23 protein-coding genes and 1 pseudogene are annotated in these 26665 nt (G+C 63.3%); 18 read left to right on the plus strand and 6 right to left on the minus strand.

Features of this window, described 5'->3' with window-relative positions; translation table 11 throughout:
- Positions 1-76: 76 nt before the first annotated feature.
- A complete protein-coding gene (locus C4Q27_RS25825) occupies positions 77-2593 on the minus strand; it encodes an excinuclease ABC subunit UvrA (RefSeq protein WP_064490552.1) in 2517 nt (838 codons plus the stop codon).
- Between the two features lie 58 nt (positions 2594-2651).
- Between C4Q27_RS25825 and C4Q27_RS25830 the strand changes: the two are divergent.
- Positions 2652-2945 (plus strand): annotated as a pseudogene (locus tag C4Q27_RS25830) (IclR family transcriptional regulator); the annotation flags it as partial.
- A gap of 78 nt (positions 2946-3023) precedes the next feature.
- Here C4Q27_RS25830 and C4Q27_RS25835 read toward each other — a convergent pair.
- Positions 3024-3896 carry a helix-turn-helix domain-containing protein gene (locus tag C4Q27_RS25835; RefSeq protein ID WP_064490703.1) on the minus strand — a complete coding sequence of 291 codons (873 nt, stop codon included), beginning with the start codon at positions 3894-3896 and terminating at the stop codon, positions 3024-3026.
- A 176-nt stretch (positions 3897-4072) separates the two neighbouring features.
- Here C4Q27_RS25835 and C4Q27_RS25840 point away from each other — a divergent pair, with 176 nt between their 5' ends.
- Genes C4Q27_RS25840 through C4Q27_RS25855 form a run of 4 tightly spaced genes read left to right on the plus strand, consistent with a single transcriptional unit; the run spans position 4073 to position 8368 of the window.
- Positions 4073-4900: an SDR family NAD(P)-dependent oxidoreductase gene (locus C4Q27_RS25840; protein WP_104887580.1), complete on the plus strand. Its 828-nt coding sequence runs from the start codon at positions 4073-4075 to the stop codon at positions 4898-4900.
- Entirely contained in the window at positions 4897-6612 is a 1716-nt protein-coding gene (locus C4Q27_RS25845) for an FAD-dependent oxidoreductase (RefSeq protein WP_104887581.1), read from the plus strand. Before C4Q27_RS25840 ends, C4Q27_RS25845 begins: the two co-directional genes overlap by 4 nt.
- On the plus strand, positions 6612-6938 hold the full coding sequence (locus tag C4Q27_RS25850) for an NIPSNAP family protein (RefSeq protein ID WP_104887582.1): 327 nt from the start codon (positions 6612-6614) through the stop codon (positions 6936-6938). Before C4Q27_RS25845 ends, C4Q27_RS25850 begins: the two co-directional genes overlap by 1 nt.
- Positions 6939-6982: 44 nt before the next feature.
- Positions 6983-8368, plus strand: a complete 1386-nt coding sequence (locus C4Q27_RS25855) for an MFS transporter (RefSeq protein WP_104887583.1) — start codon at positions 6983-6985, stop codon at positions 8366-8368.
- Here C4Q27_RS25855 and C4Q27_RS25860 read toward each other — a convergent pair.
- Positions 8365-9048 carry an HAD family phosphatase gene (locus C4Q27_RS25860; protein ID WP_064490549.1) on the minus strand — a complete coding sequence of 228 codons (684 nt, stop codon included), beginning with the start codon at positions 9046-9048 and terminating at the stop codon, positions 8365-8367. The genes C4Q27_RS25855 and C4Q27_RS25860 overlap by 4 nt on opposite strands.
- 92 nt (positions 9049-9140) lie before the next feature.
- Between C4Q27_RS25860 and lexA the strand changes: the two genes are divergently transcribed.
- The 4 genes from lexA to C4Q27_RS25880 are packed head-to-tail and all read left to right on the plus strand — an operon-like array spanning position 9141 to position 14880.
- A complete protein-coding gene (gene lexA / locus C4Q27_RS25865) occupies positions 9141-9758 on the plus strand; it encodes a transcriptional repressor LexA (protein WP_177410026.1) in 618 nt (205 codons plus the stop codon).
- Complete coding sequence (gene imuA / locus C4Q27_RS25870; protein ID WP_064490548.1) at positions 9758-10378, plus strand: translesion DNA synthesis-associated protein ImuA; 621 nt, start codon at positions 9758-9760, stop codon at positions 10376-10378. The genes lexA and imuA overlap by 1 nt, the downstream gene beginning before the upstream one ends.
- A 6-nt stretch (positions 10379-10384) precedes the next feature.
- A complete protein-coding gene (locus C4Q27_RS25875) occupies positions 10385-11803 on the plus strand; it encodes a DNA polymerase Y family protein (protein ID WP_104887584.1) in 1419 nt (472 codons plus the stop codon).
- Complete coding sequence (locus tag C4Q27_RS25880) at positions 11800-14880, plus strand: error-prone DNA polymerase (protein WP_104887585.1); 3081 nt, start codon at positions 11800-11802, stop codon at positions 14878-14880. Before C4Q27_RS25875 ends, C4Q27_RS25880 begins: the two co-directional genes overlap by 4 nt.
- 476 nt (positions 14881-15356) lie before the next feature.
- On the opposite strand, the gene C4Q27_RS25890 is transcribed toward C4Q27_RS25880, so the two are convergent.
- Entirely contained in the window at positions 15357-16178 is an 822-nt protein-coding gene (locus C4Q27_RS25890) for an aldo/keto reductase (RefSeq protein ID WP_104887586.1), read from the minus strand.
- Entirely contained in the window at positions 16166-17071 is a 906-nt protein-coding gene (locus C4Q27_RS25895) for a LysR family transcriptional regulator (RefSeq protein ID WP_010954013.1), read from the minus strand. The genes C4Q27_RS25890 and C4Q27_RS25895 overlap by 13 nt, the downstream gene beginning before the upstream one ends.
- Positions 17072-17211: 140 nt before the next feature.
- On the opposite strand from C4Q27_RS25895, the gene C4Q27_RS25900 reads away from it, so the two are divergent.
- The 9 genes from C4Q27_RS25900 to C4Q27_RS25935 all read left to right on the plus strand — a co-directional run bounded on the left by C4Q27_RS25900 (position 17212) and on the right by C4Q27_RS25935 (position 25583).
- Entirely contained in the window at positions 17212-17910 is a 699-nt protein-coding gene (locus C4Q27_RS25900; protein ID WP_104887587.1) for a CoA transferase subunit A, read from the plus strand.
- A gap of 35 nt (positions 17911-17945) precedes the next feature.
- Positions 17946-18602 (plus strand): CoA transferase subunit B, encoded by a 657-nt coding sequence (locus tag C4Q27_RS25905; protein ID WP_004576290.1) that lies wholly within the window; start codon positions 17946-17948, stop codon positions 18600-18602.
- A 153-nt stretch (positions 18603-18755) separates the two neighbouring features.
- Positions 18756-20174, plus strand: coding sequence for a short-chain fatty acid transporter (locus tag C4Q27_RS25910; RefSeq protein WP_064492808.1), 1419 nt, complete (start codon positions 18756-18758; stop codon positions 20172-20174).
- A 76-nt stretch (positions 20175-20250) separates the two neighbouring features.
- Positions 20251-20793 (plus strand): helix-turn-helix domain-containing protein, encoded by a 543-nt coding sequence (locus C4Q27_RS25915; RefSeq protein WP_104887588.1) that lies wholly within the window; start codon positions 20251-20253, stop codon positions 20791-20793.
- 251 nt (positions 20794-21044) lie between these two features.
- Positions 21045-21221 carry an EPS-associated small membrane protein EppA gene (eppA, locus tag C4Q27_RS29485; RefSeq protein ID WP_004374238.1) on the plus strand — a complete coding sequence of 59 codons (177 nt, stop codon included), beginning with the start codon at positions 21045-21047 and terminating at the stop codon, positions 21219-21221.
- A gap of 264 nt (positions 21222-21485) precedes the next feature.
- Positions 21486-22043 carry a polysaccharide biosynthesis/export family protein gene (locus tag C4Q27_RS25920; RefSeq protein WP_014591044.1) on the plus strand — a complete coding sequence of 186 codons (558 nt, stop codon included), beginning with the start codon at positions 21486-21488 and terminating at the stop codon, positions 22041-22043.
- A 24-nt stretch (positions 22044-22067) separates the two neighbouring features.
- A complete protein-coding gene (locus tag C4Q27_RS25925; RefSeq protein WP_064492806.1) occupies positions 22068-23183 on the plus strand; it encodes a hypothetical protein in 1116 nt (371 codons plus the stop codon).
- Between the two features lie 19 nt (positions 23184-23202).
- Positions 23203-24765 (plus strand): Wzz/FepE/Etk N-terminal domain-containing protein, encoded by a 1563-nt coding sequence (locus C4Q27_RS25930; RefSeq protein ID WP_064492805.1) that lies wholly within the window; start codon positions 23203-23205, stop codon positions 24763-24765.
- A gap of 11 nt (positions 24766-24776) precedes the next feature.
- The gene (locus C4Q27_RS25935; RefSeq protein ID WP_004576287.1) at positions 24777-25583 is read left to right on the plus strand and encodes a CpsD/CapB family tyrosine-protein kinase; all 807 of its coding nucleotides are present in this window, start codon (positions 24777-24779) and stop codon (positions 25581-25583) included.
- Positions 25584-25645: 62 nt separating this feature from the next.
- Here C4Q27_RS25935 and galE read toward each other — a convergent pair whose 3' ends face one another.
- Entirely contained in the window at positions 25646-26611 is a 966-nt protein-coding gene (gene galE, locus C4Q27_RS25940; RefSeq protein WP_064492804.1) for a UDP-glucose 4-epimerase GalE, read from the minus strand.
- Between the last annotated feature and the right edge of the window lie 54 nt (positions 26612-26665).

A 26665-nucleotide genomic window follows, 5' to 3' on the forward strand; every position in this document is an offset into this window, starting at 1 on the left:
GCTCCGGAAGCGTGAGTGCAATCAAGAATTGATCGCATTCTAATCGGCGGCCCAGGAAACTGGCAATGCGCAGGCATCACAAGGCCTTGGCCAAAAACGCCGCCGTGCGGCTGTCGGTACATGCCGCCACCACCTGCGGCGTGCCACTGACCACCACCTTGCCCCCGGCATCACCAGCCCCCGGCCCGATATCGATCACCCAGTCGCTCTGCGCCACCACTCGCATGTCGTGTTCGACCACCACCACGCTATGCCCGCTTTCTACCAGGCGGTTCAGCTGTACCAGCAGCCGGTCGATGTCCTGCGGGTGCAAGCCGTTGGTGGGCTCATCCAGCACATACAGGGTCGCCCCGCGGGCCATGCGCTGCAGTTCGGTCGCCAGCTTGATCCGCTGCGCTTCACCACCGGACAGCTCGGTGGCCGGCTGGCCCAGACGCAAGTAGCCCAGGCCGATATCCTGCAGCACTTGCAGACAACGGCGGGCAGGCGGTTGCTCGGCAAAAACCTGCAGGGCCTGGTCGACGGTCAACTGCAGCACTTGCGCGATGTTCATGCCTTGCCAGCTCACCGCCAGGGTTTCGGGGTTGTAGCGGGCACCCTGACAGGTCGGGCAGGGCGCATATACGCTGGGCATGAACAGCAACTCTACGCTGACGAAACCCTCTCCCTCGCAGTTGGCGCACCGGCCCTTGGCAACGTTGAAGGAAAAGCGCCCGGCATCGAAGCCCTTTGCCTTGGCCTGCTCGGTAGCCGCGAAGAGTTTGCGCACGTGGTCGAACAGGCCTGTGTAGGTGGCCAGGTTGGAGCGCGGCGTGCGGCCGATCGGCTTCTGGTCAACTTGCACCAGCCGCTTGATGCTGCCAAGCCCGGCGCTTACGTGGCCGCTGCTGGTCTGTTCGGGTTCGTCTTCCAGGCTTTGCGCTTCGGGCTCGCTACGTTGCTCGGCATGGCCCAGGTGTGCCCCCACCAGTTCCAGCAGGGCCTGGCTGACCAGGCTGGATTTGCCCGAGCCGGAAATACCGGTAACGGCGGTAAAGCAGCCCAGCGGAAATGCAGCGCTCAGGTTATCGAGGTTATTGCGCGTGATGCCTTCGAGCTTCAGCCAGTCGCGGGCCTGGCGAGGGGCGCGTGCGGCCTGTACCGGGGCATTGAACAGGTAGGTGCGGGTGCATGACTGTTGCACCTCGACCAGGCCGGCAGGCGGCCCGCTGTAGAGGATGGTGCCACCATGCTCGCCGGCAGCTGGCCCTACATCCACCAGCCAGTCGGCGCGGCGCATGGTGTCCAGGTCGTGCTCCACCACATACACCGAGTTGCCAGCCTGTTTCAGGCGCTGCAGGGCTTCGAACAGCGCTTCACTGTCGGCCGGGTGCAGGCCGGCCGACGGCTCGTCGAGTACGTAGACCACCCCAAACAGCTGCGAATTCAGCTGGGTGGCCAGGCGCAGGCGTTGCAGTTCACCAGAAGACAAGGTCGGGGTGCTGCGCTCCAGGGCCAGGTAGCCGAGGCCGAGGTCAAGCAGCGTATCAATGCGTTCGAGCAGCTCGTTGGCGATGCGTTGGGCCGCCAGGCGTTTTTCCAGTGTCAGCTCGTCCTGCTGCTGGGTCAGGTAGTCGGCTGCTGCCACCTTGCGGAACACCTCGGCCAACGCCTGCAACGACAGGTGCGACAGTTCGGCGATGTCCAGCCCGGCGAAGGTCACGCCCAGCGCTTCGCGCTTCAGGCGTTTGCCCTGGCACAGCGGGCAGGGGCTGGGGCGCATGTACTGGGCCACACGCTTGCGCATCTGCGCGCTCTGCGAGTGCATGAAGGTATGCAGCACGTAACGCCGGGCACCCATGAACGTGCCTTGATAGCTGGGCTCGAGTTTGCGCTTGAGCGCTTCGCGGGTCTGCGCCGGCGTCAGGCCGGCGTACACGGGGGCGGTGGGCGTCTCTTCGGTGAACAGGATCCAGTCGCGCTGCGCCTGAGGCAGGTCGCGCCAAGGGATATCGACGTCATAGCCCAGCGTGACCAGAATGTCGCGCAGGTTTTGCCCTTGCCAGGCCATTGGCCACGCCGCCACCGCACGCTCACGGATGGTCAGCGACGGGTCGGGGACCATGGTCGCTTCGGTCACCTCGTAGACACGGCCCAGGCCATGGCACTGCGGGCAAGCGCCTTGGGGCGTGTTCGGAGAAAAGTCTTCGGCGTACAGCATCGCTTGCCCGGGCGGGTAATGGCCAGCGCGGGAATAGAGCATGCGGATCGAGCTGGACAAAGTGGTCACGCTACCCACCGAGGAGCGTGCACTCGGCGTGCCGCGTTGCTGCTGCAGGGCCACCGCCGGCGGCAGCCCGTCGATGGCATCCACATCCGGGACGCCAACCTGGTCGATCAGGCGCCGGGCATAGGGCGCGACCGATTCGAAATAGCGGCGCTGGGCTTCGGCATACAGCGTGGAGAACGCCAGCGAAGACTTGCCCGAGCCAGACACGCCGGTGAACACCACCAAGGCGTCGCGGGGGATATCGACATCGATGTTCTTCAGGTTGTGCTCGCGGGCGCCACGGACGCGGATGAAACCGCTTGGGGTGGTCGGGCTTGGAGGCATGAAGCAGTCCTTGTCTGAAGCTGAGCAGTGCGCTCAAGTTAACAGCAATAGCAGCGCGCTGCAGCGCCTGGCGGCCCATGAGCGGCTGGATGACGATGGGTTGTTGCGCGATATCGAAGAACAAGCGCACAAGGGCTTTGGTCAGCGCACCGAAGGCTACTGGGAATACCCGGTACGCCTGCCGTTCCTGATCCGCGCCATTGCCTTGCCGGTACATGCCGAAGGGCGCCTGGTCGGCAGCATTGCCTTGCAATGGCCGCTGGATCAGGCGCCGGTGGAGCGGGTGTCGAGCCTGCACCTGAGCAGTTTGGCGACCACGGTGGGGGAAGTGCAGCGGGCCTTGGCTGTTTGATGTTTCCTGCACGGGTTTCTTCGCGGGTAAGCCACAGACGCAAGCATTGCCAGTAACACCCACAGAGCCTGCGGGGCGTTACTGGCCCTCCCGAAATCCGCTAGGGCTCACCCCCGCCTGCTTGCGAAAGAACCGGCTGAAATACCCCACATCGGCAAACCCCAGCTCATGAGCGATTTCTTTCACGCTCAGACTCGAATGCCCGAGCATGCGCTTGGCCTCCAGCACCAGTCGGGCATTGATCACATTCATCGGCGTCATGCCCAGGTGTTCCTGGCACAACCGCCCCAACGTCACCAGGGTCATGCCCAACTCGGCGGCGTATTCCGCCAGTGGCCAGTGCGCGCGGTAGTGCATGTCTACCAGCTCGCGAAAAGCAGTCAGTTGCTGGCTGCGTCTTGATACTGGGCGCTGCTCACCTGCGGGTATGTACGGCTCATGGCGCAGGACATGGATCATCAGTGCCAGCAATAGCGCCATGCTGCTGGCCACATGCTCGCGGGCGCGGTTGTGGTATTCCTCGCGCAGGGCCCGAAACAGGGGCAACAACGGGTCTTCATCGGCGGCCCGGTGGGGCAGGGCAATCACCTGTGGTTTGCGCAGTTGCACCAGCACGCTGGGTGCCAGCACCTGGGCGATGCTATCCAGCGGGTGCTGCGCAGCCGTGATTACCTGGCCTTCTACCTGGCTGGCCCAATGAAAACCATGCACCACCTGCGCCGGGACGTACACCACGCAGGGCGCATGAACCTGAATCCGGTCACTGTCGAACAGCACCTCGCCGCCACCGCTTTGCAGGTACAACAGCTGCAGCAAGCCTTCGTGACGGTGTGCGGCAATCTCCCAGTTGTGCGCGCCAGAGCGCTGGGATATCTGCTCCACATGCAAGGCTTCGTGCCACACCGGCTGCGCGGTTTCACCGTACAGGGCGTAATTGGGGATCTTGTTCATGGTGTTGTAATTGTTCTGTTCAGTACCCGCTACTGTGCCATAGCTGCACGCAGGCTTCAGGGCGCAGTGGGCAAATTGACGGGAATGTGGGGCTGGTTGCAGGTTTTGTCCATTCTGCCGGTGGGCCTGCCGGCCATAGCCTGTTGCCCAGAACAAGCAACGCTCTGGAGAACAGCATGCACAACAACAAGATCCTTTCTCAGTGGCTAGGCCTGGAGTCGGCCGTATGCGTGGTGACCGGCGCGGCCGGCGGCATTGGCGCAGCGTTGGCCGCAGCCTTGGTGGAGCAGCAGGCCCACGTGGTGCTGCTTGACCGCGACCTGGACAAATGCCGCGAACTGGCGGCCACCCTGGGGGAACACAGTGCAGGCGAAGTCAGTGCCCTGGCCTGCGACATTGCCGACCCGGCCAGCGTGGAGCAGGCTGCGGCCCAGGTACAGGCGCTGCATGGACGCTGCGATGTACTGATCAACAATGCCAGCGTGCTGCGCCCCGGTGCGCTGGACACGCTAAGCCTGGAACAATGGAACCAGGTGCTGGCGGTCAACCTCAGTGGCTACCTTTTGTGTGCCCAGGCCTTTGGCCGTTCCATGCTGGACTGCGGCCAGGGCCGTATCGTGCATGTGGCCTCGATTGCAGCACATTACCCGCAACCCAACAGTGGCGCCTACAGCGCGGCGAAGGCAGGCGTCAGCATGTTGTCGCGGCAGATTGCCGTGGAATGGGGGCCACGCGGTGTGCGCAGCAACGCCGTATGCCCGGGTTTGATCCGCACGCCATTGTCGGCAGCGTTCTATGCCGACCCACAGGTGGAGCGCCGGCGTAGCGCCATGACCGCCAACCAGCGCATCGGTGAACCGCAAGACATCGCCGAAGCCGTGCTGTTTCTGGCCAGCCGCCGCGCCGACTATATCAACGGCGCCGAGCTGACCGTGGATGGCGGACTGGAAAGCATGCCCATGGCATTGATCCCGCGCCCTGGCTTCGAGGGGGCAGGCCAATGAATACGCGTAGCTGCGATGTACTGGTCATCGGTGCGGGTGCTGGCGGCCTGGCGACAGCCATCACGGCGAAAAAGCTTGGCCTGGATGTGATCGTCATCGAAAAGGAGGAGTGCTTCGGCGGCACCACGGCGTTTTCCGGCGGCGTATTGTGGGTGCCGGGCACCCGGCACGGGGGCAATGACAGCCAAGCAGCGGCCATGACCTACCTGCGCAATGAAACCGGTACCTGCTTCGATGCGGCCGGGGTGGAGGCATTCTTGCGCTACGCGCCGCAGATGGTTGAGTTTTTCGAGCGCGAGACGGCAGTCAAGTTCGTGCCCACGCTGTACCCCGATTATCACCCGCAGGTGGAAGGCGGCGTCGATGTGGGCCGCTCAATACTGGCCGCACCTTACGACATCCGTGGTCTGGGGCCCGACATGGCGCGGCTGCGCCCGCCGCTGAAGACCATCACCTTCATCGGCATGATGTTCAATTCGTCGAATGCCGACCTCAAGCACTTCTTCAATGTCACCCGTTCGTTGACCTCGTTCGCCTACGTGGCCAAACGCCTGCTGACCCATTTGAAGGAGCTGGCCTTGTACCGACGCGGCACCCAGGTCACCAGTGGCAATGCCCTGGCGGCACGGCTGGTACGCTCGGCACTGGACCTGGGCATTCCGATTCTCACTGGCACCCCGGCGCGGCAGTTGCTGCGCGAAGGGGCGCGGGTAGTGGGGGCGGTGACCGGGCAGGCCGGCAGCGAGCAGCGCATCGAGGCCCGGCGTGGGGTGGTGCTGGCCTGTGGCGGTTTCTCCCATGACCTGCAACGGCTGCGCCAGGCCTACCCGCATGTACGGCGTGGCGGCGAGCATTTTTCACCGGTGCCAGCGGGCAACACCGGCGATGGTGCGCGCATGGCCGAAGCGCTGGGAGCAAAGGTCGATATCTGCCTGCAGGCACCTGCAGCCTGGATGCCGGTGTCGAAGGTGCCGGTGGGTGGTGGGCGGCATATTGCCTTTCCGCATTTGCTCGACCGCTACAAGCCGGGTGTGATCGGCGTGCTGCGTTCGGGGCAGCGATTCACCAACGAGTCGAATGCCTACCACGACGTAGGCGCAGCGCTGATCGAGGCGTGTTCCGATCAGGCAGAAACCGCCATGTGGCTGGTGTGCGACCGCCGCACCCTGGCCAAGTACGGGCTGGGCTTTGCCAAGCCTGCGCCGATGCCGCTGGGGCCATTGCTGCGCAACGGTTACCTGCTCAAGGGCCAGACCCTGGCGGAGTTGGCCGGCAAGGCCGGTATCGATGCACAAGGGCTGGAGCAGACTGTGCGCGAGTACAACCTTGGCGCCGTCCACGGTGAAGACCGTCAGTTCGGCCGCGGCAGCACCAGCTTCAATCGCTACCTGGCCGACCCGCAGCAACAACCCAACCCGTGCGTAGCGCCGCTTGGCGAGGGACCGTACTTTGCCGTGAAAGTGATCATGGGCGATCTGGGCACTTTCGACGGGCTGCGCACCCGTGTGACCGGTGAAGTGTTGGCGGCCGACGGGCAAGTCATCGACGGCCTGTATGCGGTGGGTAACGACCGCGCCAGCATCATGGGCGGCAACTACCCCGGGGCGGGCATCACCCTGGGGCCGATCATGACCTTTGCCTACATCACCGGGCGCCATCTGGCGGGTGTCGAGCAGGGGCTGGCGGCGGGCAACGCACGGGAGGTGGCGTGATGGACAAGCCTGTGGTCGACCACCGCATCTACACCATTCGCCCGCGCGGCATGGCGGCCTTTCTCGAGGCGTTCGACCAGCTGGCGATGCCGATCCTGCTGCGCCACCTCGGTGCACCCCTGGCGTTTTACACCAGCAGCATCGGGCCGTTGAACCAGGTGGTGCACTTGTGGGGCTATGACAGCCTCGATGACTTCGAGAAGCGCAGCGCAGCGCGGGATGCCGACCCGGACTTTGCCGCGTACCTGCATGCCACCCGCGACCTGGTGGTGGCTCAGGAAACACGCATCATAAAGCCTGTGCGCTTACCCAGCCTTTTCCACTAGGGCTGCGACAAACACCGTCATAAAAACAACAACAGGTGATACCTATGAACAACACGCTCGACGTGCGCCAACTGATCGACCAGCAACCCATCGGCCGCTACCAGAAATGGGTGGTGTTCCTTGGCTTTCTCATCATCGCCCTGGACGGCCTGGACGTCGCCATCATCGGCTTCATTGCCCCGCAATTGAAAAGCGACTGGGGCCTGGATGCGCAAAGTCTGGGCCCGGTATTGAGCGCCGCGTTGATCGGCCTGGCACTTGGCGCCTTGATTGCCGGCCCCTTGGCGGACCGTTACGGGCGCAAGGCGGTGTTGCTGTGCAGCGTGCTGCTGTTCGGCCTCTGGACACTGGCCTCGGCCTTTTCACCCAACCTGGAAGCCCTGGTCGCGTTGCGCTTTCTGACCGGCCTGGGCCTGGGCGCAGCCATGCCCAATGCCAGCACCCTGGTCAGCGAGTATGCCCCGGCACGCAGCCGCTCGCTGCTCATTACCCTGGCATTCTGCGGCTTCTCCCTGGGCGCGGCGGCAGGTGGCTTCGTCAGCGCCTGGATGATTCCGAACCTGGGCTGGCGCAGTGTCTTGGCATTGGGTGGGGTGTTGCCGCTAATGGTCCTGCCGTTGCTGTATTGGCGCCTGCCGGAATCGGTGACGTTCCTGGTCAGCAAGGGGGCGGACCGCAAGCGCATTCTGGCCATTGTCCGTCGCCTGGCACCTGAGCATGTCAACGCCGACACGACCTTTGTCTTGCCCGGTAAAGCCCAGGCTGCAGGCGGTGCAATCGGCACTATCCTCTCTGCGCGGTATCGCTTTGGTACCTGCATGCTCTGGGGCGGGTACGTGCTGGCGCTGTTCCTGGTCTATCTGTTCAGCGGCTGGCTGCCGACGCTGGTGAAGGAGGGGGGCGGGTTCTCGGTGGCCGAAGCGGCCATCGTCACGGCCTGTTTCCAGATTGGCGGCCCGTTGGGCGCAATTTCGGTGGGTTGGGCCATGGATCGTTACCCGGCGCAGCGCGTGCTGGTACTGACCTTCCTGTTCAGTGGTGCGGTGATTTTTGCAATTGGTCAGGTCGCTGCGGACTTCGCCTGGTTGTGCGCGGTTGCGAGCGCTGTAGGCTTTGGCCTTAATGGGGCAAGTGTTGGGATGAATGCACTGGCGGCGGCTTTTTACCCGACTGAAGCACGGGCGACCGGGGCCAGCTGGATGAGCGGCATCGGGCGCCTGGGTGCGATTCTCAGTGCCTTTGCCGGGGCACAGATGCTGGCGCTGGGCTGGAGTTTTGCCCAGGTGTTCGCTTCGTTGTTGCTACCCGCAGGGTTGGCGGCTTTGGCGGTATGGCTGCAGGGGCGAAATGCGGCGTCACGGCTTAGCGTTCCAGGCTGTACATCCGGCACCCCGGCTGCAGTGCCAGCAAGTTCGGCTCCCGCTCCCTAGCCTTCGGGAACACACCCCGTATCTGAAGCCATACGCTCGATCAACGCCCACAACGCCGCATCATTGAAATCGTCGACAACCAGCCTGGCGCCCGCCGCCAGCAACCGCTCCGGGGTCTGCGTCGTGGCCACGCCCACGGTAAAGATCCCCGCGCCACTGGCCGCGGCCGTCCCCGGCAATGAGTCCTCGAAGGCCAGCGCTTGCCCGGCCTCGGCACCCAGGCGCTGCAGGCCGGTGAGGTAGGGCAGCGGGTCCGGTTTGGGCCGTGCCAGTTCTTCGGCCACCAGCACATGTTCAAAGTGCTGGCCAAGGCCCATGGCGTTCAGCATGTGCTCGGCGTTCAGCCGCGGTGCGTTGGTCACCACGCACATGCCGATGCCATGGGCCTGGGCATGCTCCAGCAGGCGCAACAGGCCTGGCATCGGTTCAAGCGACGGCGACATCGCGCGAAACAGCGCTTCCTTGCGGTCGGCCAACGCCTGGCACTGTTCGACGCTGGCGCCGCTGAACAGCTCGGCGAACAGCTCGCCGTTGGCGCGGCCGCTGACCTGGGCGTCGAACTGCGCCTGGCTCAGCTCGCGGCCGTCGTGTTCGCGTAGCAGTTGGCGAAAGGCCTGCAGGTGCAGGGTGTCAGTGTCGGTGAGGGTACCGTCAAGGTCGAACAGCAGGGCGGTCAGCATGGGATATCCAGATGAAAAAACACAAGCCAGGGGGATCATAACCAAAGCTGACGACGAAGGGGGCTGTTCAGCGTGCTCCGAAAAGAGTACAAATGTGCTCCATGGACACTCTTACCCCCAAACGCCGCGCCATTTTCGAATTCATCCGTGAGCGCATTGCCGAGCATGGTCAGCCGCCGAGCCTGGCCGATATCGCCACGCGCTTCGGTTTTGCCTCGCGCAGCGTTGCACGCAAGCACATCACCGCCCTGTGCCAGGCCGGTTACATCGATGTCACGCCAAACCAGGCCCGGGGCATACGCCTGGCCGAACCGCTGCGCCGGCCGGAAATCCTCGAAATACCCGTGCTGGGCCAGGTGGCGGCGGGTGCCCCCATCGGCCCGGACCTGGACATCCACGAGCAGTTGCTGCTCGACCCCAGCCTGTTCCGCCGTACCCCCGACTACCTGCTGAAGGTGCGGGGCGACTCGATGATCGACGACGGCATCTTTGACGGTGACCTGGTCGGCATCCTGCAACAGGCCGACGCCCGCGACGGGCAAATCGTGGTTGCGCGCCTGGACGGCGAAGTGACCATCAAGCGCCTGCAACGCCAAGGCGGCACTTACCGGCTGTTGCCACGCAACCCGGCCTACGCGCCGATCGATGTGCAGCCCGAACAGGACTTTTTCATCGAAGGCGTGCTCTGCGGCTTGCTGAGGCGCGACTGATGGGCGCCGTGGTCGACCTCGACAGGCTGCTGGAGCAGCGCCGGGTATGGCGCGGCCGGCAGGCCCAGGCGCGGCCACTCGGGTTGCAGCCCACCGGCCATGCGGCCCTCGACGAACGTTTGCCGGAAGGTGGCTGGCCGGCGGCAGCACTGAGCGAGCTGTTGCTGGCCAACCCCGGTTGTGGCGAACTGCAGTTGCTGTGGCCAACCCTGGCTCGGCTGAGTGCAGAAGCCAGCAGAGTGGTGCTGGTGGCTCCACCCTTCATCCCTTTTGCACCGGCCTGGCAGGCAGCGGGGGTGGACCTGCGCTGGCTGGTACAGGTGGATGCCGAGCCTGCCGATGCCCTGTGGGCTGCCGAACAGTGCCTGCGCTCGGGCAGTTGCGCGGCGGTGCTGTGCTGGCCGGAACGTGCCGATGACCGCGCCCTGCGGCGCTTGCAGGTAGCGGCCGAAACCGGGCAGGCACTGGCGTTCGCCTGCAGGCCGCAGCAGGCGTCGCACAACCCTTCACCCGCAGCGCTGCGCATTGCAGTCGACACGCGCCCGGCGCAATGGCGCGTGCTGAAAAGCCGGGGTGGCATGCCTCCAGCGATGCCTATTCCCTGCCCGGGGCGGGGCTGATGCACCATGCTCTGGGCCTGCATCCTGCTACCGCAGCTTGCGCTGGACACCGTCCTGCGTGAGCGTGACGACCCTGACACGCCTTTGGTGCTGATTGGCGGGCCGACCCAGCGTCGCGTGTTGCAGGCAGTCAACCCGGCGGCCGCTGCACTGGGCCTGCGGGCCGGGCAAACCCTGACCGCAGCGCGTGCCCTGGCCGATGGCTTCACCTGTGTCGAAGCCGACCCCAAACGCATCGATCAGGTGCAACAGCTGCTGGCGGCCTGGGCCTACCGCTTCAGTGCCCAGGTCAGCCTGCATTACCCACGGGCGCTGCTGCTGGAAGTGGGCTCCAGCCTGCAACTGTTCGGGCCCTGGCCTTTGTTCGAGGCGCGTCTGCGTCAGGAATTGGCAGAACTGGGCCTGCGCCAACGCATTGTCCTGGCCAGCAACCCGGTGGCAGCTCGCATGCTCGCCAATGGCCACGATGGCCTGGCCGTGGGCGATGTCGACGCCACCCGAGCTGCGCTGCTTGGCATGCCCATCACGCGCGTCGGCCTGCCGGCAGAGGCGGCCGAAGCGTTTGCCCGCATGGGCTTGCACCAGCTGGGCCAGGTATTGGCCTTGCCGCGCGATACCTTGGCCAGGCGCTTTGCGGCCCAGGTGCAGCTGCACCTCGACCAGTTGCTCGGCCAGCGCAACCTGGGGCTGGATTTCTACCAGCCACCGGACCGTTTCGAAACCCGGCTGGAACTCAATTTCGACGTCGAGTCGCACCAGGCGCTGTTGTTCCCGCTGCGGCGCATGCTCAACGACCTTGCTGCATTTCTGGCCGGGCGAGACTGTGGCGTGCAGCGCTTCTGTCTGCATCTGGAGCACGCCGAGGGGCCGGATACCCTGCTCAAGGTGGGCCTGCTGGCGGCCGAACGCGATGCTGCGATGCTGTTCGAGCTGGCCCGTGGGCGCCTTGAGCCGCTGCGCATACCCGCACCGGTGCGCAACCTGCGGCTGGTTGCCGAAGACTTGCCACCCTTCGTGCCACAGCATCAGGCGTTGTTCGACCCGCGGGCGCAACAGGCGCAACCCTGGGCGCAATTGCGCGAGCGGTTGCGCGCCCGCCTGGGGGATGAGGCCGTCAAGGGGCTTGGTGCAGCCGCCGATCACCGCCCCGAATGCGCCTGGCAGTTGGCGGAGCAGGGGGCCCAAGGCAACATGCCGGTTGCACCGGGCAGCCGCCCGGGGTGGCTGTTGTCGGCACCGATCGCGCTGGATGACGCCGCCTACCAGGTGCAGGGCTACGCCGAACGCATCGAATCAGGTTGGTGGGATGGCGGCGATGTGCGTCGCGACTACTACCGCATCGAAACCCGTGACGGCCTGCGCGGCTGGGCCTACCGCGACCTGAGCCAGGCCGGCCCGCTTTGGCTGCAGGGTTGGTTCGCATGAACACCCCGGGTTATGCCGAGCTGCATTGCCTTTCCAACTTCAGCTTCCAGCGCGGTGCATCGAGCGCCGACGAGCTGTTCCGGCGTGCGCGCGAGCAGGGCTACCAGGCCTTGGCAATCACTGACGAATGTACGTTGGCCGGTATCGTGCGCGCCTGGCAGGCAGCCAAGGTGCACCAGTTGCGGCTGATCGTTGGCAGCGAGGTGCAATTGTGCGACGGGCCCAAGCTGGTGCTGCTGGTCGAGGACCTGACCGGCTACCAGAACCTGTGCGCCCTGATCACCCGTGCCCGGCGGCGGGCAGAGAAGGGTGCGTACCAGCTGTTTCGTGATGACTTGCTGCTGCACCACCAAGGCCTGCTGGCCTTGTGGGTGGCCGCTGACAGTGGCGATACCGCTACCGGCGCGTGGCTGCGCAGTGTGTTCGCAGAGCGCCTGTGGCTGGCCGTGCACCTGCATCGGGGCAGTGACGATGCCGTGCGCCTGCAACGGCTGCGGGCACTGGCGGCTGATGTGGGTATCCTCGCCGTGGCCTGTGGTGACGTGCACATGCACGTGCGTGGTCGCCGTGCCTTGCAGGACTGCATGACTGCCATCCGCCAGCATTGCCAGGTGAGCGAGGCCGGGCGCTTTCTGTTTGCCAATGGCGAACGGCACCTGCGCAGCCAGGCGCAACTGGCCGAGTTGTATCCGCTCGACCTGCTGGCCGAGACCCTGGTCATTGCCCGGCGCTGCCAGTTTGACCTGAGCGAACTGAACTACCAGTACCCACGCGAACTGGTGCCCGAGGGGCATACCCCGGCAAGCTGGCTGCGCGAATTGTGCGAGCAAGGCATGCCGCTGCGCTGGCCAGACGGGCCCAGTGGCAAGGTGCGTGATGTGCTTGCCAAGGAACTGGGGCTGATCGAAGAGCTGGGCTACGAAAGCTACTTCCTGACAGTGCACGACATTGTCGCCTTCGCCCGCAGCCAGCGCATCCTATGCCAGGGCCGGGGGTCGGCAGCCAACTCGGTGGTGTGCTTCGTACTGGGCATCACCGAGCTTGACCCCATGAAACACCACCTGCTGTTCGAGCGCTTCCTGTCGCGCGAGCGCAACGAGCCGCCGGACATCGACGTGGACTTCGAACACGACCGGCGCGAGGAGGTGATCCAGTATGTGTTCCGTCGCTATGGCCGGCACCGGGCGGCGCTCACTGCGGTAGTCAACACCTACCATGCCGCCGGTGCGGTGCGGGATGTGGCGCGGGTGCTGGGGCTACCTGCCGACCAGGTGGATGCCCTGGCCAAATGCTGTGGTCGCTGGAGCGATCGCATACCCGATGACCAGCGCCTGGCCGAGGCCGGTTTCGAAGCGGGCAGCCCTTCGCTGCGGCGGGTGCTGGTGCTGGCCGGCGAACTGATCGGCTTCCCCCGGCACCTGTCACAGCACCCGGGCGGTTTTGTCATCTCCCAGCAACCGCTCGACCAGCTGGTGCCGGTGGAGAATGCCGCGATGCCGGAGCGCACGGTGATCCAGTGGGACAAGGACGACCTGGACATGGTCGGCCTGCTCAAGGTCGACGTACTGGCGTTGGGCATGCTCAGCGCCTTGCGTCGCTGCTTCGACCTGCTGCAGCACCACCGTGGCCGGCACCTGACCCTGGCGACCATCCCCAGCGAAGACCCGGCCACCTACGCCATGATCAGCCGCGCCGAGACCATGGGTGTGTTCCAGATCGAGTCGCGCGCGCAGATGGCCATGTTGCCGCGGCTGCGGCCCCAAAAGTTCTACGACCTGGTCATCGAGGTAGCCATTGTCCGCCCCGGGCCGATCCAGGGCGACATGGTCCACCCATACCTGCGCCGGCGCCTGAAGCAGGAGCCGGTGACGTATCCGTCGCCGCAACTGAAGGAAGTGTTCGAACGTACCTTGGGCGTGCCGCTGTTCCAGGAGCAGGTGATGGAGCTGGCGATGGTCGCGGCCGACTATACCCCGGGCGAGGCCGACCAGTTGCGTCGCAGCATGGCAGCCTGGAAGCGCCACGGCGGCCTGGAACCGCACCGCGAACGGCTGGTGCAGGGCATGTTGCGCAATGGTTACACGCTGGCGTTTGCCGAGCGCATCTTCGAGCAGATCAAGGGGTTTGGCAGCTATGGCTTCCCTGAGTCGCATGCGGCCAGCTTTGCCTTGCTGTGCTATGCCAGCAGTTGGCTGAAGTGCCATGAGCCGGCGATTTTCACCTGTGCGTTGGTCAACAGTTGGCCGATGGGCTTCTACAGCCCTGATCAGCTGCTGCAAGAGGCTCGCCGCCAAGGTATCGAGGTACGGCCGGTGGATGTCTGCCACAGCGACTGGGACTGCACCCTGGAGCCTGATGCTGAGGGCACCCTGGCCATTCGCATGGGCCTGCGACTGGTGCGTGGCCTGGCCGAAGCCGACGCCAGGCGCGTGCAGCAGGCGAGGGCGCAGCGGCCGTGGCGCAACGTCGAAGACCTGTGCCTGCGCGCCGGCCTGGACGCACGGGCCCGTGCCCGCCTGGCTGATGGCGGGGCGCTGCGCGCCTTGGCCAGTGATCGGCATCAGGCGCGCTGGCAGGTGGCGGCGGTGCAGCCGCAGCTGCCGTTGTTCGCCGATGTGCAGGCCTTGCCTGAAGAACCGGTGCAATTGCCCGTGCCAACCGTGGGCGAGGACCTGATGGCCGATTATCAAACCCTCGGCACTACGCTTGGCCCACATCCGCTGGCCCTGTTGCGCGCTCGCCTGAGGGCGCTGGGGTGTCGCAGCTCCAGTGAATTGCAGGGTGTGGAGCATGGCGACAACATTGCCATGGCCGGGCTGGTGGTGGGCCGGCAACGGCCTCAAACCGCCAGCGGTGTGACCTTCGTTACTCTGGAAGACGAACATGGCATGGTAAACGTGGTGGTGTGGCGTGCGCTGGCCGAACGGCAGCGGCAGGCGCTGGTGGGTTCGCAGTTGCTCAAGGTCAGTGGGCGGTTGGAGCAGGAGAATGGGGTGCGGCACCTGATTGCGCGGCGGTTGGAGGATGTGAGTCCGCTGTTGCAAGGGCTGGATGTGCGCAGTCGGGATTTCCACTGAAACCCCAACGCTCGGTACTTGCACGGTTCCCTGTGCGGGCGAGCCCGCGAAGCAGCCACCGCGTTGCAAGGCACCGGCCTTGCCGGTGTTCACGGGCATGCCCGCGAAGCCAACACCGTGGTGGATGGCACGGGCTTCGCCCGTGTTCGCGGGCAAGCCCGCTCCCACAGGGATCGCGCCAGCTTTTAGAAATTGAGCAAGACAGTTGCTCCCACAAAGGTTGGATTGGTGTCCAACTTCTTGGGGCAGTCCAAAGGTCGCGTCCTGGGCCAGATTGCGCTTGGCGAACGGCAGCGGCGGGCGGTGGTGGTGGCGCAGTTGCTCAAGGCTTGCTCAACGCTCGGTACTTGCGCGGTCTCCTGTGGGAGCGGGCGAGCCCGCGAAGCAGCCACCGCGTTGCAGGGCACCGGCCTTGCCGGTGTTCGCGGGCATGCAGGCTCCCACAGAGGTCGTCTACTGGTCCAGCTTGTGCTCGCCTACACCATCGCCAACCGCTGCTTGCGCGTCGGTGCAGGGAACGCCCGGTCGATCGCCCGCAGATCTTCACCGGTCAAGGTCAGCGCTCCCGCCGCCGCATTGAGCCGCACGTGCTCGGGCGCCACCGCCTTGGGGATGGCGATCACGCCGTCATCGCGGGTCACCCAGGCCAGGCAGACCTGGGCCGGTGTGGCGCCATGGCGCTCGGCGATTTCCGCCAGTACCGGGTGCTGCAACAAGCGCCCGGCCTGAGCCAGCGGGCAGTAGGCCATGGTCGGCAAGCCACGTTTTTCGCACCACGGTAGCAAGTCGAATTCGATGCCACGCTGGGCCGGGTTATACAACACCTGGTTGGTGGCACAATCAGGGTTGTGCAGTTCGCGCAGGTCGTCGACGTCGAAGTTGGACACGCCCCAACGCTTGATCTTGCCTTGCTCGCGCAAGCGCTCGAAGCCTTCGACGGTTTCCTCCAGCGGGTGCTGACCACGCCAGTGCAGCAGGTACAGGTCGATGCAATCGGTGCCCAGCCGGGTGAGGCTGCGCTCGCAGGCAGCCGCCATGCCGCGCAGGCTGGCATTGTGCGGGTAGACCTTGCTGACCAGAAATACCCGGTCGCGGCGCCCGGCAATGGCTTGGCCAACGACCTCTTCTGCCCCCCCTTCGGCATACATCTCGGCGGTGTCGATCAGGTTCAGGCCCATCTCGATGCCCTGTTGCAGCGCCGCGACTTCGGCAGCCTTGCGACCTGGGTCTTCGCCCATGTACCAGGTGCCTTGGCCGATGGCTGGAACGCTAGTGCCTGCCAGATTTACGTAACGCATGTCACCTCCGGGATCCGGGTATTGGAAAGAAGCACCTCAAGCAGTGCTTGCGCTGCAGTGGAAAGCTTGTGCTCGCTGAGGGCAATCACGCCGATGCGCCGCTCGACAGTGGGTTCGACCAAGGTTACGCAGCGGGCACCCAGCTCCTGCATCTGGTTGATGCACAGCGCCGGCACGGCACTGACCCCCAGGCCGCTGGCCACCATGCGGCCGATGGTCGTCAGCTGGTGGCTTTCGAACGCGACTGCCAGCTTGCCGTGGCGGGCCGCCACATTCTGCTCCATCAACAGGCGCACCGCCGAAGGGCGTTGCAGGGCCACGAAATCTTCGGCCATCAGCTGTGCCCAGCTGACCTGGGGCAGCAGCGCCAAGGGCGAGTCGGCGGCCACTACGGCAACGAAGCGGTCCATGTACAACGGGTGGAAGTCCAGCCCATCGATGTTATCCGGCTCGAAGCCGATGCCCAGTTCGACGCGGCGATGGCGTACCAGTTCCTGTACCTGTTCGTTGATCACGTCGTGCACCGTGACGTTGACCTTGGGGTAGCGCTGGCGAAACACCTTGAGCGAGTGGGGCAACAGGTTGCCGGCAAAAGCCGGCATGGCCGCCACCGACACACGGCCCAATTGCAGGGTAAAGCGCTGGCGCAGCATCTCTTCGGTGTCGTCCCAGTCGGCCAGCAGGCGGCGTGCCAGTGGCAGCAGCACTTCGCCTTCGGCAGTCAGGCTGACGCTGCGCGTGGTGCGGCTGAGCAGGGCGCCGCCGAGGTTTTCTTCCAGCGCCTTGATGGTCAGGCTCAGTGCCGGTTGTGAAACGTGCAGGTGTTCACCGGCCTGGGCGAAGCTCTGGTACTTGGCCACGGCGACAAAGGCGCGCAGTTGTTTGACGTTCATGTCGGGCCTATCGTTTGTTTTGTAAAAATTATCAATCGATGACGAAAACAAAATTAACAAATCAGTCGCTTGCGGTGAAGATGTCTGCACACGCTCACCGACAGCCTCGTCGGTTAAACAACTACAAAAGGCGGATCAGCATGGCCGGACTGGACAAGCGCGTTGCAACCTATGAACAGGCCCTCGAAGGCCTGAGCGACAACATGACGGTACTGGCCGGTGGTTTCGGCCTGTGCGGCATCCCGGAAAACCTTATAAGCGAAATCAAGCGGCGCGGCGTCAAGGGCCTGACCGTGGTCTCCAACAACTGCGGCGTGGACGGTTTTGGTCTGGGCGTGCTGCTGGAAGACCGGCAGATTCGCAAGATGATCGCCTCCTACGTGGGCGAAAACGCCGAGTTCGAACGCCAGTTGCTCAGTGGCGAGCTGGAAGTGGAGCTGACCCCACAGGGCACCCTCGCCGAGAAAATGCGCGCAGGTGGTGCCGGCATTCCGGCGTTCTACACCGCCACCGGCTATGGCACCCCGGTTGCCGATGGCAAGGAAGTCCGCGAGTTCAAGGGCCGCAAGTACATCCTGGAAGAATCCATCACCGGTGACTTCGCCATCGTCAAGGGCTGGAAGGCCGACCACTACGGCAACGTGGTGTACCGCAACACTGCGCAAAACTTCAACCCGCTGGCGGCCACCGCCGGCAAGATAACCGTGGTCGAAGTGGAAGAAATCGTCGAACCCGGCGTGCTGCTGCCAAGCGAAATCCACACCCCGGGCATCTACGTGGACCGTGTCATCGTCGGCAGCTTCGAAAAGCGTATCGAAAAGCGCACCGTCAAGGCCTGAGCGCCATCCACCCGAACAATAAAGAGATCCTGACCATGGCACTGACCCGCGAACAGATGGCGCAACGCGTTGCCCGTGAACTGAAGGACGGCTACTACGTCAATCTGGGCATCGGCATCCCCACCTTGGTGGCCAACTATGTACCCGCCGACATGGATGTGATGCTGCAATCGGAAAACGGCTTGCTCGGCATGGGCGAATTCCCCACCGAAAGCACCCTCGATGCCGACATGATCAACGCCGGCAAGCAAACTGTCACCGCCCGCCGCGGCGCCTCGATTTTCGATTCGGCACAATCGTTCGCCATGATCCGTGGCGGCCACGTCGACCTGACCGTACTGGGTGCTTTCGAGGTGGACGTGCAGGGCAACATCGCCTCGTGGATGATTCCGGGCAAGCTGGTCAAGGGCATGGGCGGGGCCATGGACCTGGTGGCCGGCGCCGACAACATCATCGTCACCATGACCCACGCCTCCAAGGACGGCGAGTCCAAGTTGCTGCCACAGTGCAGCCTGCCGCTGACCGGTGCGGGCTGCATACGCAAGGTGCTGACCGACCTGGCCTACCTGGAAATCGAAGACGGCGCCTTCATTCTGCGCGAGACCGCACCAGGGGTCAGTGTCGAGGAAATCATCGAGAAAACCGCCGGCAAACTGATCGTGCCGGATGATGTGAAGGAAATGACCTTCTAAGGCATGACGTGATCTCACCTGTAGGCGCGGGTTTACCCGCGAATGCGTCGGTACATTGACCGCCGCATTCGCGGGTAAGCCTGTTCCTACAGGTTTTTTGCGTTGCCTGGCAATACCGCTTCATCCCATAAAACCAATAAAAGGAATTCAACCGTGGCCGCTGAAATCCAAGACAGCCGCTCCGCGCGCTTTGCCTTGCGCTGCTCCAACTGGGCTGAACGCTGGTTCCCCGACTCCTGGGTGTTCGCCGCGCTGGCGGTGCTGCTGGTGTGTATCGGCGCACTGGCCATGGGCGCCAAACCGACCGACACCGCCAAGGCTTTTGGCGACGGTTTCTGGAGCCTGATACCGTTCACCATGCAGATGGCCTTCGTGGTCATCGGCGGTTATGTGGTGGCCAGTTCGCCGCCCGCCGCGAGGCTGATCGATCGCCTGGCGCTCATTCCCGGCAATGGGCGCTCGGCAGTGTGCTGGGTAGCACTGATCTCGATGCTGGCCTCCTTGCTCAACTGGGGGCTGTCGCTGGTGTTTGGAGGTTTGTTGGTGCGCGCCCTGGCAAGGCGCACCGACCTGAAGATGGATTACCGCGCTGCGGGTGCGGCGGCTTACCTGGGCCTGGGTGCGGTGTGGGCGTTGGGCCTGTCATCCTCGGCGGCGCAGCTGCAGGCCAACCCAGCCAGCCTGCCACCTTCAATCCTGTCGATAACCGGGGTGATCCCGTTTACCGAAACCATCTTTCTCTGGCAGTCCGGTGTGATGCTGGCGGCGCTGGTGGTGGTCTCGCTGGTGATCGCCTACGCCACCGCTCCGGGCCCTAACAGCGCCCGTAGCGCAGAAGACTGCGGTGTCGACCCCAGCTTCACAGCGCCACCCGCGCCGCAACGCACGCGCCCGGGGGAGTGGCTGGAACACAGCCCGATCCTGATCCTGCTGTTGGTGGCCTTGGCTGCTGGCTGGCTGTATCAGGAGTTTGCGACAAAACCTGCGATTACCGCCATCTCGGGGCTCAACACCTACAACCTGTTGTTCATCATGCTCGGTGCTTTGCTGCACTGGCGCCCACGCAGCTTCCTTGACGCGGTGGCACGCGCGGTACCGACCACCACCGGTGTGCTCATCCAGTTCCCGCTGTATGGTTCGATCGCCGCCATCCTCACCCAGGTGAAGGGCGTCGATGAACAGACGCTGGCCCACCATATTTCACTGTTCTTCACCCAGATTGCGACCCACGACACGTATGCCGTGCTGATGGGCGTGTATTCGGCGGTGCTGGGCTTCTTCATCCCTTCGGGCGGCGGCAAGTGGATCATCGAGGCCCCTTACGTGATGCTGGTGGCCAACGACCTGCAGTACCACCTGGGGTGGGCCGTGCAGATCTACAACGCGGCCGAAGCCTTGCCGAACCTGATCAACCCGTTCTACATGCTGCCGTTGCTGGGCGTGCTGGGGCTCAAGGCGCGCGACCTGATCGGTTTCTCGTTCGTGCAATTGCTGGTGCATGTGCCGTTGGTGCTGGTGTTGCTGTGGGCGCTGGGTACAACGCTGCAGTACGTGCCGCCCGTGATGCCTTGATTCAAGGCCCCTGGAGGCTTGGCGTCAGCTTTCAGACGCGTATCATGGCTGCCTCAGCCTGGGAAACCCGCGTCACATGTCTATCCGATTGAAACTGCTGCGTAAGAAACTGGGGATGACCCTGGAAATGCTGGCCGACAAGACTGGCATGACCAAAAGCTACCTGTCCAAGGTCGAGCGCGGCCTCAACACGCCCTCGATCGCTGCGGCACTGAAACTGGCGAGGGCGCTGAACGTCAATGTCGAAGAGCTGTTCGCCGAAGAGCAGGCCGGGCAGAGCCGCTACAGCCTGGTGCGCCGTACCGAGCGCCAGGCCCTGGTTGGCGATGGGCAAGGGCCGGGGTACGCGGCCCTCACCAGTCAGGTTGGCCAGCGCAGCCTGCTGCCGTTTCTGATTCAGCCGCCGTCCGAGTTCAGCGACCCTACGTTCAAGGAACACCAGGGCGAAGAGTTCCTGTTTGTTCACACAGGCCAGGTGGAAGTGGATTTCATGAGTGAGCGGGTGTTGCTGGAGCAGGGCGACGCCCTGCATTTCAACGCCCAGACGCCGCACCGGCTGCGCTCGGTAGGTGTGACACCGGCGCAGTTACTGGTTGTTGTTCACCACGCAGACGAATGAAAGCGCAAGGGGGGCAACTATGCCCCCCACACGTTCTCAGGCGTGAAACGCCAGGTTCATCGCAACCGCCCTCCCTTGCATAATCTGCATGTCGTTTTTTTGACGAATACGCCCATTGCCCATTGAATTTTATTATGGTGTCGGATCATTGACGTAGTGTCATTGTGCCCATAAGCTCAAATCAAATACGAAACAACCCCCGCAGCACCGCATTAATAACTCATTGATTTTCCTGTTTTTAGGAGGGGAGTATGCGCACGACTCTGATAATCAAATCGATGTTCTTGCTGGTGATGCTAAGTGGTGCCGCCCGTGCGGCAGATTCGTATATAAATCAGAACAGTATCATTCCTGTTTCAACTGCTGGCTGGTTCTTTGCCTTTGCTGTAGTCGGTTTTGTTGCCGTTGCCAACCGCAGAAAGATCTGAACCGGCTGCCTTGTACCTGAAGTGACTGCTCCTTGCCGCGAAGCCACAGGCATGGCTTGTGAATTCTCCAACCGTTGCTATATTCCCAGTAGCCCGTAGGACCAACATTTACAAGGCGTTGCAGCCACGTCTGCAGCGTCAAGGCAAGGGCCTCCAGGAAGGTCGAGGCCATCGCGGCAGCAGTGCGCCGTGAAGCGGAGCGAGAGTTGGTGTGTTGTTCTCATTCAGTGCTCTTTGTCGGGCCATTTGGCCGGAGGGACCCTCATGGTGCGTTCAATGTTTGCCGCTTTCTGCATGCTGACGGTGTGGTCTGGCGCCGGTAACGCCGACCAGAGCAGTGCTGCCTACCTGCTCAGCCCCGGCGATGTGGTGATGGTATCGGTGTGGCAGGAAGACAGCCTGCGTCAAGAAGCCACCGTACTTCCCGATGGCAGTATCACCTTCCCCCTGGCCGGGCGCATTGATGTCGCCGGGCTGGACGTGACGGCAGTCGAAAAGCAGGTCGCTGCCAAACTCGAAAAATACCTCCCCGACCCTAACGTCAGCGTTGTCGTCAAAAGCATTGCCGGCAACATGGTCTATGTCCAAGGCAAAGTGATCAAACCCGGGCCCGTGCAAATGGCAGGCCCCACGGCGGTATTGCAGGCGCTGAGCATGTCGGGCGGCCTGGACAAGTTTGCAGATGAAAGCGAAATCAAGGTGGTCCGCGGCACCGGTGCTTCCCAAAAGATCCTGCCCGTGCGATATAAGGACCTGGTGTCTGGGCGGGACATGTCCACCAACATCCAACTTCAGGCTGGCGATACGCTGGTCGTTCCTTGATCTTGCCTTTAATAAGAACATTTAATGCCTCTTCTTAGAACAACTCGCATTGCAACGGCAATCTTGGTCTTGCCGTTCACGGACGCGGTACTGGCGGCAAATTGGCAGTCTACGGTGGTGGTACCGACATCCGTCGAATACGACAGCAACCCATTGCTGCTGACCTCGGGGGAAAAGGGCATAACGCGCACGATCATCGCGCCGGATTACACCCTGATCGGCACTTTTGACCGTGACGAATTGAGGTTGGGGCTTGGCATGCATGTGCTGCGCTCGTCCGATACGGATATCGTCGATGACCGTGAAGACCCTGATATCAGCCTGGGTTGGCAGCGCACCACCGAGCGGGGGCGGTTCGGCCTGGTGGGGCGCTACAACGAAAGCTCGACGCTGTCGGGCACAGTACTGGATACCGGGGTGATTACCACCGACGGTACGCAGAAGCTTTACACCTTGACTGGCAACTGGAGCCAGGCGGTGACCGAGCGCAGTACCTTGAGCAACGAAACCACCTACAGCCGTGCCCGTTACGACATCAGCACGCTGACGGGCTACGACGAACTGGCGAACGTCTTTACCTGGACTTACGCCTGGAGTGAGCGGGCTGACCTGTATACCCGTTTTGGTGCCCGGCGCTATGAGCCCGAAGAGGACCTTACCGCGACCGCTTCCAACAGCTACAGCCCGGCAGTCGGCATCAAATACCAGCTTGCCGAAGGCTTGAGCGCCGATGCCCATGTTGGCGTCAACCAAGTGTCAGGCGACGACGGCGGCCGGCGCGGGGAGGGTGGGGTTGCGTTGCTGTACACCGGCACGCGTGCCGATGCCAGCCTTACCGCCGAGCGCAGCACGGTGGCGAGCGCCGAAGGCGGCTTCGCCGAACTGGACCAGGTGCGTGGTGTGTGGAGCTATGCGCTGACCGAGTTGTCCCGGGTGGGCGCCGACGCCGCGTGGCAAGACAGCAAAGGGCAGTCGCCCAACACGCTGCAGACTTACAGCGTATGGGCCAGCCGCCAGTTTTCGCCTTACTGGGACCTGCGCCTGTCGCTGATGTACAAGGAACGGCAGCAGGACCATGTACCGGATGCGACCGCTACGATCGTTGGTTTGACGTTGACGTACAGGTACCCCGACATCTGAACTTCAGGCAGGTGGCCCTATGAAGTCTGACTACGAGCTCTCCCTCAGAGATTACATCGCCATTATCAAGGACAGGGCCCTGGTGTTAGGGGTGAGTGCCGCAGTCATTCTCGCCGCGACCGTGGCCGTCGCGTTGATGGTGCCGCCGATCTACCAGTCGACCGGCACCATTCTGGTAGAGTCGCAGCAGATTTCGCCTGAGCTGGTGTCGACCAACAACACCAGCTTTGCCGATGAGCGCATCGAAGTGATCCGCCAACGGGTGATGACCCGTGACAACCTGCTGCGCATCATCGGCAAGTACGACCTCTTCGCCGACAAGCGCTTCAGCGAAAGCGACAAGATCGACCAGATGCGCAACGCGATCGTGGTCGAAACCCTGACCACCTACGTGCGCGGTCGTGGTGAAGCGACCGTGGCGTTCAATGTCTCGTTCGAGCACAAGCAGGCACAAGTGGCCAAGGAAGTCGCCGATGAACTGGTGACGCTGTTCCTCAACGAAAACCTCAAGCAGCGCACCGAGCGGGCCAACGAAACCACCGAATTCCTCACCCAGGAAGCCAACAAGCTGGGTGCCGAGCTGGCCAGCCTGGAAAACCAGCTGGCCGATTTCAAGCAGGCCCACGCCAATGCCTTGCCCGAGCACCAGACCCTGCGCATGAACATGCTGTCGCGGGCGGAGCTGGAATTCCGTGAGGTCGACCGTGACTACAAGGCTGCCCAGGAAGAGCTGCGCTACCTGGAACTGGAGCTGTCTGCGGCCAATGCCGGCCTTGCCACCAAGGTTGCCGAGGGCACCCGGCCAACCCGTGCCGACCTGCCCGAAGACCTGCCAAGCCTGAAAGCCGAATACGCGCAACTGCTGACCCGCTACAAGGACGCCCACCCGGATGTCGTGGCGGTCAAGCGCAAGATCCAGGCGCTCGAAGCCAGTGGTGGTCGCACTGCGGCAGTGTCCACGGTCAGCCTCGACGCGGCCCGTGTCCGCGCCAAGATGAGCGCCGCCCAGGTGCGTATTGCCTCGCTGGCTGAACAAAAGCGTGAGCTGACCCGGAAAATGGAAGGCTACGAAGCCGAGATCCTCGAGGCGCCGCAGGTCGAGCGTGGCCTGGTGACCTTGATGCGTGACCACGACAACGCGCGCAAGAAATACGAAGAGATTCGTGCCAAGGAAATGGGCGCAAAGATTACCGAAAGCCTGGAGCAGGAGAACAAGGCTGAACGCTTTGTGCTGCTGGAGCCTCCCCTGTTGCCTGAGAAGCCGATCAAGCCTAACCGCAAGAAAATCGCTGCGCTGGGCCTGGTGCTGGCACCGGCCGGTGGCGGTGCGCTGGTGATGCTGCTGGAAATGCTCAATCAGCGCGTGCGTGGCGTTGGCGCCCTGGAAAGCCTGCTGGGCAAACGGGTGCTGGTGGCACTGCCCTATATCGATACCCGGGCCGACGTGGCCCGACGCAAGCGCTGGCGCAATCGACTGATCCTGGCAGCACTGGCGCTGGCAGCTATCATGATAGGGCTGGTGCACGTGTTCTACATGCCACTGGATGTGCTGTTGTACAAAGTCATGTCTCGGTTTGTATAGGGAAAGCAGTGATGGACAGGATCAAGCCGGCTGTTGGCAACAATATTCATCAGGTTACCCCAGGTACTCCCCAGGCACTGTCTCCCGCCCCCGGTACGGCGCTGGCCGAAGTGCCGGGTCAGTTCGATTACGTGAACACCAAGGTGGTACCGCTGCGTGCAGACCACCTGGAGCGTAACCGCATCGTGGCGTACAACAAGAACTCCAACATGAACGGGCCGATCGACCTGTTGCGTACGCAGGTGCTCAGGGCCATGGACGAGAACGGCTGGCGTACCTTGGCCATCACCTCGCCAACGCCGGAAGCGGGCAAGACCATGCTGGCGATCAACCTGGCCATGAGTATTGCCCACCACACCACCAAGACTGCGTTACTGGTGGACTTCGACCTGCGCCGGCCCAAGGTCGGCAGTTACCTGGGCCTGCCCATGGAGCAGGCACTGAACGAGTTTCTGACGGACAAGGCCGAGTTGCAGGACTGCCTGGTCAACCCCACCTTGCCGCGCTTCGTGGTGCTGCCAACGCGGGTACCCGTGCCCCTGTCGACCGAGATGCTGTCCTCGCCCAAGGTGAACAACCTGATTGGCGATTTGCGCAACCGCTACGAATCGCGCATCTGCATTTTCGATTTGCCACCGCTGCTCAGCTCGGACGATGCGATCACCGTGTTGCCCAAGTTCGACTGCGTGTTGCTGGTGGTGGCCAACGGAATGAACAACAAGAAGGAAATCGAGGATTGCCTGCATCACCTGGGCACGGTGAACCTGATCGGGACAGTGTTGAACAAGGCTGACGAACAGCCACGCACCTATTACTGAGCCTTCTGGCAATACGCTTTCAGGCGCAGCCTTGTGCTGCGCCTGAAGGCAACGCGGGCAACTTAGCGCTTCCAGGGATACTGCAACTCCCACTGCCACGCATGCCGCACAATCTGCTCCAGCGAGGCGAATGCCGGGCGCCAGCCCAGCACCTGCATGGCTTTGCTCGCATCCGCCACCAGCCGTGGCGGGTCGCCGGCGCGGCGCGGTGCGTCAAGGGCAGTGATCTGTCGCCCGGTCACGGCCCGGGCCGTATCGATCACCTGCTGCACCGAAAAGCCCAGGCCATTGCCCAGGTTGAACGCGGCACGCTCGCCACCGTCCAGTAGATAATCCACAGCCAGTGCATGGGCCGCCGCCAGGTCTGCCACATGCACGTAGTCGCGTATGCAGGTGCCATCCGGCGTGTCGTAGTCGCGACCAAACACTGTCACCGCCTCGCGCCGGCCAGATGCAGCCTGCAGGATCAACGGGATCAGATGGGTTTCCGGCTCGTGACGCTCGCCTAGCTGGCCTTCCGGGTCAGCGCCCGCTGCATTGAAATAGCGCAGGCTTACCGACTTCAAACCATAGGCCCGGTCGAAGTCCTCAAGAATCTGCTCGACCATCCATTTGCTCAACCCATACGGGTTGATCGGCCCCTTGGTGTGCGCTTCATCGATCGGCACGTACTGCGGGTTGCCGTATACGGCGGCACTCGAAGAAAACACCAGGTGCCGGATGCCGGCATTGACCATGGCCTGCAGCAGGGAAAGGGTGGCTGCAACATTGTTCTGGTAGTACTTGCCTGGGGCACTGACCGACTCGCCCACTTGAATGAACGAGGCGAAGTGGAACACCGCATCGAAGCGGCACACGCCAAACAGCACATCCAGTGCGGCTTCGTCGGCGATGTCGAGCTTGGCCCACTGGATACCGGGGCCAGGTGAGACCAGGTCCGCCACCAGCACTTCATGGCCGGCGTCGAGCAGGTGCTTGACCATGTGCGAACCAATGTAGCCCGCACCACCCACAACCAGATATTTCATCCCTACCTCCTGGAATCTGCTGTTTACAGACGCAGTGAACACTCCCTGACACGT

The sequence above is a fragment of the Pseudomonas sp. SWI36 genome, from assembly GCF_002948105.1.
Lineage (GTDB): Bacteria > Pseudomonadota > Gammaproteobacteria > Pseudomonadales > Pseudomonadaceae > Aquipseudomonas > Aquipseudomonas alloputida.